Source organism: Amycolatopsis sp. NPDC102522, assembly GCF_055584485.1.
Genome location: NZ_JBVJLY010000019.1, coordinates 155,701 through 165,112, shown reverse-complemented (window position 1 = coordinate 165,112; position 9,412 = coordinate 155,701). Strand labels below are relative to the sequence as shown.

6 protein-coding genes are annotated in these 9,412 nt (G+C 68.1%); 3 read left to right on the top strand and 3 right to left on the bottom strand.

The genetic code is table 11. The features are described 5' to 3' along the window. Positions 1–126: 126 nt before the first annotated feature. The 3 genes from ACZ6YV_RS33300 to ACZ6YV_RS33290 form a co-directional block, all read right to left on the bottom strand. Entirely contained in the window at positions 127–705 is a 579-nt protein-coding gene (locus ACZ6YV_RS33300) for an LOG family protein (RefSeq protein ID WP_465513383.1), read from the bottom strand. Next, entirely contained in the window at positions 705–1,490 is a 786-nt protein-coding gene (locus tag ACZ6YV_RS33295) for an LOG family protein (RefSeq protein WP_465513382.1), read from the bottom strand. The genes ACZ6YV_RS33300 and ACZ6YV_RS33295 overlap by 1 nt, the downstream gene beginning before the upstream one ends. Positions 1,491–1,602: 112 nt before the next feature. Continuing rightward, positions 1,603–3,465 carry a glycoside hydrolase family 9 protein gene (locus ACZ6YV_RS33290; protein ID WP_465513381.1) on the bottom strand — a complete coding sequence of 621 codons (1,863 nt, stop codon included), beginning with the start codon at positions 3,463–3,465 and terminating at the stop codon, positions 1,603–1,605. A 269-nt stretch (positions 3,466–3,734) separates the two neighbouring features. On the opposite strand from ACZ6YV_RS33290, the gene ACZ6YV_RS33285 reads away from it, so the two are divergent. The 3 genes from ACZ6YV_RS33285 (at position 3,735) to ACZ6YV_RS33275 (ending at position 9,276) form a co-directional block, all read left to right on the top strand. After that, positions 3,735–5,048 (top strand): helix-turn-helix domain-containing protein, encoded by a 1,314-nt coding sequence (locus ACZ6YV_RS33285; protein WP_465513380.1) that lies wholly within the window; start codon positions 3,735–3,737, stop codon positions 5,046–5,048. 340 nt (positions 5,049–5,388) lie between these two features. After that, positions 5,389–7,593: a M4 family metallopeptidase gene (locus ACZ6YV_RS33280; RefSeq protein WP_465513395.1), complete on the top strand. Its 2,205-nt coding sequence runs from the start codon at positions 5,389–5,391 to the stop codon at positions 7,591–7,593. Between the two features lie 90 nt (positions 7,594–7,683). Then, complete coding sequence (locus tag ACZ6YV_RS33275) at positions 7,684–9,276, top strand: M20/M25/M40 family metallo-hydrolase (RefSeq protein WP_465513379.1); 1,593 nt, start codon at positions 7,684–7,686, stop codon at positions 9,274–9,276. Positions 9,277–9,412: the final 136 nt, after the last annotated feature.

The window sequence follows — 9,412 nt, the reverse complement described above, 5'->3', positions numbered from 1 at the left end:
TGGATGACCAGAAATCCACACACTCCTCACCCTGAGTGACAACTCGCGCCCTCGTCGACCCGACACCTTTGCCTTACCCCTCAATAGAACCCGAAACGCCACTCACGACCCAACGCGACCCAAGCCCTACTTAGCCCACTTAGGACGCGGAGGAGCCACGTAGTCCGCGAAGCCGTCCAGAAGCACCGAAGCGTCCGAGTCGATCGAGAGCATGTCCCGGTACCCCGCCGACAGGAAGCCCTCCGACACCATGTGGTCGGCGAACTTCAGCAGCGGCGCGTAGTACCCGCCGACGTCGACCAGTCCGATCGGCTTCTCGTGCAGCCCGAGCTGGGCCCACGTCCACACCTCGAACAGTTCCTCCAGCGTCCCCGCGCCGCCGGGCAGCGCGAGGAAGCCGTCGGACAGCGCGGCCATCTTCGCCTTCCGCTGGTGCATGTCGGCGACGACGTGCAGTTCGGTCAGGCCGGCGTGCGCGATCTCGACGCTGCCCAGCGCCTCCGGGATCACGCCGATCACCTCGCCGCCCGCGGCCAGCGCGGCGTCGGCGACGACGCCCATGGTCCCGACCGAAGCGCCGCCGTAGACCAGTCCGATGCCCCGCGAGGCCAGCAGGGTTCCCAGCGCGCGGGCCTCATCGGCGTAGCTCGGGTCGAAGCCCATCGACGAGCCGCAGAAGACGCACACCCGGTGTGGAGCCGCCATCAGTGGGTGTCCTCCCATGCCTGGTACGAATCCTGCACGACCTGCACGGCGTCGTCGATGTCGTCGGTGACGTGCAGCAGGTCGAGGTCCTTCTCGCCGATTTTGCCCTCGGCGAGCAAGGTCTTGGCGATCCAGTCGTACAGGCCGCCCCAGTAGTCGCTGCCGAAGAGCACGACCGGGAACTTCGTGACCTTCTTCGTCTGCACCAGGGTGAGCGCTTCGAACAGCTCGTCGAGCGTGCCGAAGCCGCCGGGCAGGCAGATGAACGCCTGCGAGTACTTGATGAACATCGTCTTGCGGGCGAAGAAGTACCGGAAGTTGACGCCCAGGTCGACCCACGGGTTCAGGCCCTGCTCGAACGGCAGCTCGATGCCGAGGCCGACGGAGAACCCGCCCGCCTCGTTGGCGCCGCGGTTCACCGCTTCCATCGCACCGGGGCCGCCGCCGGTCATCACCGCGAAGCCCGCGTTCGCGAGCGCGCCGCCGATCTTGCGGCCGAGTTCGTACTCCGGGTGGTCCCGTTTGGTCCGTGCCGAACCGAACACCGTCACCGCGCGCGGCACCTCGGCCAGCGCGCCGAAGCCCTCGACGAACTCCGCCTGGATCCGCAGCACGCGCCACGGGTCGGTGTGCACCCAGTCGCTCGGCCCCCGCGAGTCCAGCAGGCGCTGGTCGGTGGTGCTGCCCTGGTCACGGCGGTCCCGCCGCAGTACGACCGGGCCCTTGTGGCGTTCGATCGGACGTTCCGGGTACTGGCCGTCGGGGAACTCGCTTGTCTCACTCACCCCGCCAAGACTACGACGTCGTCACCGTCCGGAGCGGCGGCATCGCCGCGAACAGGAGTTGTCGGGTACGCGAACGCGGGGCCCACCCGTCGAATGGGCCCCGCGAACGCGGCTAGGAACGTCCGGCCAGCGCGAACGCGAGCATGGCCGTCGAGGTGAAGTCGATGGCGGGCTCGTTGCTCGGCCACGAGGCCAGGTCGTCGGTGTAGCGGGACTCGGTCGTGTCGAAGGCGTCGAACGGCTTCGTGCACTCCTTGGCCCCGGCCGGGAACGGCAGGTCCGCGAAGTGTTCCGCCCCGTTCGGTCCATTCACGACAGCGCCGTAGAGCACCTTCTCCTCACCCGCGAGGTTGGCGGCCTGGTGGTGCGGGCACTTCGGCGACGTCGTGCCGACACCGACGACCAGCGAGACACCCCACGCGTTCGCGCCGAGGGTGAAGTTCCGCTGCTGCGAACCGAACGCCGCGTACCGCCGGTCACCGGTCACGTCCGCGTACAGCCGCTCCGTCGCGGCGAACCCGAAGCTCTTGCTGGCGGCGTCGAAGTCCTTGACCGAAACGGCCGTCCGGAAAGGACTCTTCGCCGCGCCCGCGACACCTTCGTCGAGCTGACGCCGCAGGTCGCCGATCAGCTCCTTCGGGCCGAGCGCGGCGCCCGGGACACCGTGCCGCAGGAGCTTCGCCAGTTCGGCGTGCGCCAGCGCGCTGGTGTCGTACAGGTTGAGCGTGCTCTTCTCTTCGAGGTCGATGTAGGCCTTCGCCCAGTGCGCCGCCTGCCGCGTCCACTCACCGGACCTCGGATCCCGCAAAGCCTTGCCCGCCAAGGCGAGCTGCGTCGCGCCGAGTTCCATGTCGTCACGCCAGGACGATTCCGGGTAGTACGCGTGCGGGAACGCGGTGACCAGTTCGCCGACGTTCTCGGTCTTGGCCTGCGCGAAGACCGAGGCGGCCTCGGCGAGGTACTTCTTTGCCAGCGCGGGGTTCCGCTTCGCCTCGACCTGTGCGCCGAGCGCGAACGCGGCGGCGACACGGCCGGCGAGGTTCGGGCTGAGCGCGGAACCGCCGGGGTTCGCCGGGAACACCGGCCGGTGTTTGACGAAGTACTTGGGGTCACCGGGTTTCACATCGAGCGCGTCGTCGTCGTGCGGGTTGCGCCAGACGTCGTGGTCGCCGAGGAAGCCGAACTTGTCGCTGCCCGTCCCGATCCCGACCTGGGCGTAGAGCGTCTTGTTCTGCTGGTCCCACATCTTGTCGAGCCAGTCGAGGCCGAGCTTGACCTCCTTGGCCAGCACCGGGTCGTAGCCCTCGCGGAGCACGTATCCCAGCTCCGCCAGCGAATACGCCGTGTTCGAGGTGAACTTGACGAAGTCGCCCGCGTCGACCCAGCCGCCTTCGACGTCGATCGGCCCGCCGATCGGCTTCAGCGGCTCGGCGATCTCGTCGCCACCCTCGCCCACGAACACCGGCCGGTCGTAGACCGTGGCCTGCTTGTCGGCCAGATGCGAGGGTTTGCGGCCGAGGCGGCCGGGGACGATGTCGTCGCCGTCGCGCTGCGCCTGGAAGAACTCGTTGGTGGCACGGACGAGCGGCGTGAAGAGCCGGTCCTTGGTGTCCACCCGGAACGTCGGCGACGTCGCCTTGGTCTCGCCGCTGACCACGATCCGGTACTTGCCCGGCAGCCAGACCTTCGACAGGTCGAGCTGGTACACCGCCGGGTACTTCGCGTTCCAGGCGCCGAGCGAGGCACCGGTCCGTCCACGATGGACGGTCCAGCCGCGTTCGTCGACCACCGAGAACGAACCCGGCGCGCTGGACAGGAGGTAGGCGTACTTGGTCTCGGTGATGCCGTAACCGACCTGGTCGACCCGGACCTCACCCTGCACCGCCGCCGCGGCCGAAACCGCCGGAACCGTCAAACCCCCGAGGACCAGTGCCGAAACCGCGGCCACCGCCCGGGACCAGGAACTCACCATCATCGGCGCCCCGCTCGTAATTAGTTAAGAAAGTTTCCTTTTTATGGCGCAAGACGCTAGCCCTCGGGACCTTCGCCGTCAATATGTCCGATTCGCCGAGAGAAAGTCACCGGATCCGAACCACTGTCAGCGGGTATCCCACCGTGACGGCCGCGTCGAGGTCAGGCCGGTTCTCGTGGTCCCGGCCCCCGCGTTCACCGCGTTGCTCACCCACCTGGGCCGCCGACCCCGGAAACCGCGGGAAATCGTCTACCGTGGTCCGGGTGCCGTCCATGCCGACCGGGGCAGAACCACTCGGCGCGCGGATCCGGCGGCTGCGCCGGGCGCGCGGGCTGACCCAGCGCGAGCTCGCCGAGCCCCGCTACGACCGCGGCTTCCTCGCCAAGGTCGAAGCGGGCCGCCGCCTGCCCTCGGACGACGTGGTGTCCCATCTGGCGCGACGGCTCGGCCTGACCGCGGACGAACTCCGTTTCGGCAGGCCACCGGGCGCCGCCGGGGAACTCACCGGCGCGCTCGAAACCGCGTATCGCGAACTGCAGCAAGGCGGACTCGAAGCCGCCGAACGCGAATTCACCCGCGTGGAACAGCGCGCGGCGGAGTACCGGCTACCGGAAGTCCAGTGCCACGCGCGGTTCTATCTCGGCGAAGTCCAGTGGCAGCGCTACGACATCCCGTCCGCGGCCAAGGGATTCGCGCACGCGCTGGAACTCGCCGACGCCGCGTCGCCGCGACTGTCGGCGATGATCGTCAACCGAGTCGCGGCCTGCCGCGCGCTGTCGGGCGACCTCGGCGGCGCGGTCGCCCTCGTCGAAACCGCGCTCGCCGGGCTCCGGGCCGCCGGCCCCGTCGACCCCGACGCCGAACTGGCACTGGTGACCGCGTTGATCCACCCGCTCATCGAAATGGGCGCCCTCCGCCGCGCCCGGCGGGCCGCCGAAGAAGGCAGGCGCACCCTCGCTTCGGCCCGCCGCAAGGACATCTCCGCGCGCTACCACCGGCAGGCCGCGCAGTTGTGGCAGCAGATCGGCCTGGCCGACAGGGCCGAGAAAGACCTTTCGCGGGCATTGCGGCTGTTCACCTCCATCGGCTACGACCGGGACGCCGCCCGGAGCCGCTGGGCGCGCGGCTTCCTGTGGCGGCGGCTCGGCAAGCTCGACGAGGCGCACGCCGAACTCCGGCTCGCTCGCGATCTCCTCGCCGAGGCCGGTTCCGCCGAAGGGGTCCTCGGCGCGACGATCGAACTCGCCGACGTCCGCCGTCGTCAAGGGGCGCTCGACGAAGCCGCCGAACTCGCCGAAGGGATCCGGCCGCTTCTGGATCGATCCCCCGACATCGAAGCGAGGACAGAGGTTCTCCGGTTACTGGGACTCATCGCCCGCGCCCGCGGCGATCTGCCCGAGGCGACCGCGTTGCTCGAAGAAGCCGCCACCGCACAGGAGAATTCGGAATTACTCGGCGCGCTCGTCGCCACCTCTCTGCATTTGGGTGACACGTTGCGTGCTCGCGGATTAATCGAAGAAGCGTCGGAAGCCTATCGCCGCGGTGTACGCGCGGCCGCTATGTCCGATTCCGGGCCGACGGACTGAAAACCATACGAAAGTCGCCATATATCGCGACCGGCGGGAAAATCCTTACTACACAGGGATTTTATTCCCCGTGAAATGATCTTCACCCGTACCACTAGGCCATCCGGCCCATTGACGCTCGCAGTGAGCAGCTCCTTTACTTCGAACGTGTCCATCGAGATAACTCCAGTTATCTGAATGGACACGCATCCCCGTCCCCGCCGTGCTCCCGATCCGGTCGAATTCCCCGCCGCGCCAATGGGCCGTGCCGGGTACACGGTCCTGCCCATGGAAGGTTCCCATGACCGTTCAGCGAGGGCTCAGAACAGGGTTGGCGGCAATCGCCGGCCTTGCCATGAGCATGACGTTCCCGGCGATCCCGGCGAACGCGACCACCGCCACCATCCAGCCCGCGAGCCCCGACGCGGTGGCCGCGAGCGCGGCCGACCAGGCCGCCACGGCTGGTGTAGACCACTTGCGGAAGGGCGCTCAGGAGAGCTTCCGCCGCGTCGGGATGACACCGGGTGGCGGAGGACTCTTCTACGCCGCTTACGAACGAACCTACCGTGGCCTGCCGGTCGTCGGCGGGGACGCGGTGGTGGTCGCCGACGGCGCCGGGCGCGTCCACGGCACCAGCGCCGCGGAGACCGCGGCGATCTCGGTCGACACCAAGGCCAAGATCACCGCGGCGAGGGCGGCCGAGGTCGCCCGAGGCCAGCTGTCCAAAGTAGACAGTGTCGTCGCGCCGAAGCTCGTCGTGCTGGCGGGGAACTCCCCCAAGCTCGCCTACGAGGTCGTCGTCAAGGGCACCAAGGCGGCGAACCCGAGCAACCTGCACGTCTTCGTGGACGGCGCCTCCGGGGCGATCCTCGACACCCGTGACGACGTCAAGATGTCGAACATCCCCGCCGCCACGCAGAACACGTCGACCGGCACGAGCGTGCTGGGCGCCGGGAACAGCTACTACGTCGGCAACGTCAGCATCGACACGACGAACTCCGGCGGCACCTACTCCATGCGCGACCCGGGGCGCCCCAACATCAGCTGCAAGCCGCAGAACGGCGCGATCTACTCCGGTCCTGACGACAACTGGGGCAACGGTTCCGGCACCAACCTGGAAACCGCCTGTGTCGACACGCTCTTCGGCGTCCAGACCGAGTGGAAGATGCTGAGCGAGTGGCTCGGCCGCAACGGCATCAACGGCAGCGGCGGCGGCTTCCCCGCCTCCGTCGGCCTCAACCAGGTCAACGCCTACTGGGACGGTTCCTCGACCACCTTCGGGCACTCGCAGGACAACCAGCGCCAGGCCACTTCGATGGACGTCGTCGCGCACGAGTTCGGCCACGCCATCTTCCAGACCACCCCGGGTGGCGCGGGCAGCGGCAACGAGAACGGCGGGCTGAACGAGTCCACCGGTGACATCTTCGGCGCCATCACCGAGCACTACGCCAACAACGCCAAGGACACCCCGGACTACGAGGTCGGCGAGGGCGTGAACCTGGTCGGCCAGGGCCCGATCCGCTACATGTACCAGCCGAGCAAGATCTCGGGTAACCCGAACTGCTACTCGTCGTCCATCCCGAACACCGAGGTGCACGCCGCCGCGGGCCCGCAGAACCACTGGTTCTACCTGCTCGCCGAGGGCACCGCGCCCTCGGGCAAGCCGGCCAGCCCGACTTGCAACAACACCTCGATCACCGGTCTGGGCATCCAGAAGGCCGCGAAGATCTTCTACAACGGCCTGCTGAAGAAGACCTCCGGCTGGAACCACAAGGCCGCCCGCAAGGCGACCCTGGAAGCGGCGCTCGCGCTGTACCCGAACTCCTGCACCGAGTTCAACACCACCAAGGCGGCGTGGGAAGGCATCAGTGTCACCGCGGCGACCGGTGAGCCGACCTCGTGCACCCCGTCCGGCCCCGACTTCTCGGTCGGCGTCACCCCGGCGTCGGGCACCGTGAAGGCGGGCGACTCGGCCACCGTCACGGTGAACACCGCGACCGTCAGCGGTGCGGCTCAGACGGTTTCGCTGACCGCCAGCGGCCTCCCCGCCGGGGCGACCGCGACGTTCAACCCGGCGTCGGTCCAGTCCGGTGCCTCCTCGACGCTCACCATCGCGACGTCGGCGAGCACCCCTGACGGCACCAGCACCGTCACGGTGACCGGTACCGGGACCAGCGGCACGCACACCGCTCAGTACACGCTGACCGTCGGCACCAGCAGCAACATCCGGACGTTCACCAACGACACCGACTACCCGATCAACGACTACGGCACGGTGAACAGCCCGGTCACCTCCACCGCGACCGGCAACGCCGTGTCCCCGGTGAAGGTGACGATCACGGGTACGCACACCTGCGCCGAGGACCTTCGCATCAGCCTGAAGGCCCCCGACGGCAGCACGTACTCGGTCAAGGCCACCGGTTCCTTGCCTTGCACCGAGCTGGGCACCCGGAACTACTCGGTCCCGGTGACCAACGAGGTCGCGGCAGGCACCTGGACCCTCGTGGTCTACGACGCCTACTCCGGTGACACCGGCACGCTCTCCAGCTGGTCGATCACCGTCTAGCTCCCCCTCGCAGGCGAAGGACTCCTGCCCCCGGCCCGGCCGGGGGCAGGAGTCCTTCCTCAAATCCCGTCAAGGAAGGAAAACCCCGGCATGAAGTGGGGAAAGCGAATAGGAGCGGCCGTCGTCGGCATGGCCGCCGTACTGGGTGTCGTCGTGACGCCGGCGCAGGCGGTCACGGCCGCCAACGCCGCGCCGGACATCTCGCTCGCCAACATCAAGACACACCTGAACGCGTTGCAGACCATCGCCAACCAGAACGGCGGCAACCGGGCCGCCGGACGGTCCGGCTACACGGCGTCGGTGTCCTATGTGTCGCAGAAGCTGCGCGACGCCGGCTACAACGTCACGCTGCAGACCTGCACCAGCTGTGGGGGCCAGAGCCAGAACGTGATCGCGGAATGGCCGCAGGGCGACGCGAGCCAGGTCATCATGCTCGGCGCGCACCTCGACAGTGTCGCCGCCGGTCCCGGCATCAACGACAACGGCTCGGGTTCGGCCTCGATCCTCGAAGTCGCGCTGACCTTGGCGCGCGAGAACCCCACGCTGGCCAAGCGGGTCCGCTTCGGCTGGTGGGCCGACGAGGAGTCCGGCCTCCGCGGGTCCAAGTTCTACGTCAACAACCTGCCGCAGGCCGAGCGCACGAAGATCAAGACCTACTTGAACTTCGACATGATCGGCTCCAGCAACTGGGGTTACTTCGTCTATGACGACGTCGCTTCGGTCAAGGCGATGTTCGACGAGTACTTCACCTCGATCGGCATCCAGACCGAAGGGGACTCCGAGGGCGACGGCCGTTCGGACCACGCGTCGTTCAAGGCCGCCGGTATCCCGGTCGGCGGACTGGCGACCGGTGCCGGGGACATCAAGAGCTCCGCACAGCGGGCGAAGTGGGGCGGCACCGCGGGCGCGGCGTTCGACAACTGCTACCACCGTGCCTGCGACACGACGTCCAACATCCCGGACACCCCGCTGGAGAAGAACAGCGACGCGATCGGTTACGCGCTCTGGAAGCTCGCCGTCACCACCCCGACGGGGCCCGACTTCTCGCTCGGTCTCTCCCCGTCGTCCGGCACCGTCCAACCTGGACAGTCGGCGACCGTCACGGTCAACACCACGACGACTTCCGGTGCGGCACAGGCGGTTTCGCTGAGCGCCAGCGGTCTTCCCGCCGGGGCGACCGCGACGTTCAACCCGGCTTCGGTGCAGTCAGGCGCCTCCTCGACGCTCACCATCCAGACGTCGGCGGACACGCCCAACGGGACAAGCACGATCACGGTGACCGGTGACGGGACCTCGGTGGACCGCACGGCGCAGTACACGCTGACCGTCGGCAACGTCAGCGTGCGCACGTTCACCAACGGCACCGACTACCCGATCAACGACTACGGCACGGTGAACAGCCCGATCACGTCCACCGCGACGGGAACGGCGACTTCGCCGGTCAAGGTGTCGATCACCGGTACGCACACCTGTTCCGAGGACCTCCGGATCAGCCTGAAGGCCCCCGACGGCAGCACGTACTCCGTCAAGGCCACCGGCTCGCTGCCCTGCACCGAGCTGGGCACCAGGAATTACTCGGTCCCGGTGACCAACGAAGCCGCTTCCGGCACTTGGACGCTCGTGGTCTACGACGCCTACTCCGGTGACACCGGCACGCTCGACAGCTGGACCATCACCGTCTGATCCACCCGAATGGCGAGGGCCATCTCACGAGGACACCCGGCCTCGTGGGATGGCCCTCGTGCGTGGGAACGATTTCCGGACAACCTTTCGATATCTGGTCTAGACCACCCGATCGTCGGTAGCGGGAGCCGGGCAC

Coding starts and splice junctions, on each gene's coding strand:
- ACZ6YV_RS33300 (WP_465513383.1), bottom strand. CDS start 705: ATGGCGGCTCCACACCGGGTGTGCGTCTTCTGCGGCTCGTCGATGGGC.
- ACZ6YV_RS33290 (WP_465513381.1), bottom strand. CDS start 3,465: ATGATGGTGAGTTCCTGGTCCCGGGCGGTGGCCGCGGTTTCGGCACTG.
- ACZ6YV_RS33285 (WP_465513380.1), top strand. CDS start 3,735: ATGCCGACCGGGGCAGAACCACTCGGCGCGCGGATCCGGCGGCTGCGC.
- ACZ6YV_RS33280 (WP_465513395.1), top strand. CDS start 5,389: ATGACGTTCCCGGCGATCCCGGCGAACGCGACCACCGCCACCATCCAG.
- ACZ6YV_RS33275 (WP_465513379.1), top strand. CDS start 7,684: ATGAAGTGGGGAAAGCGAATAGGAGCGGCCGTCGTCGGCATGGCCGCC.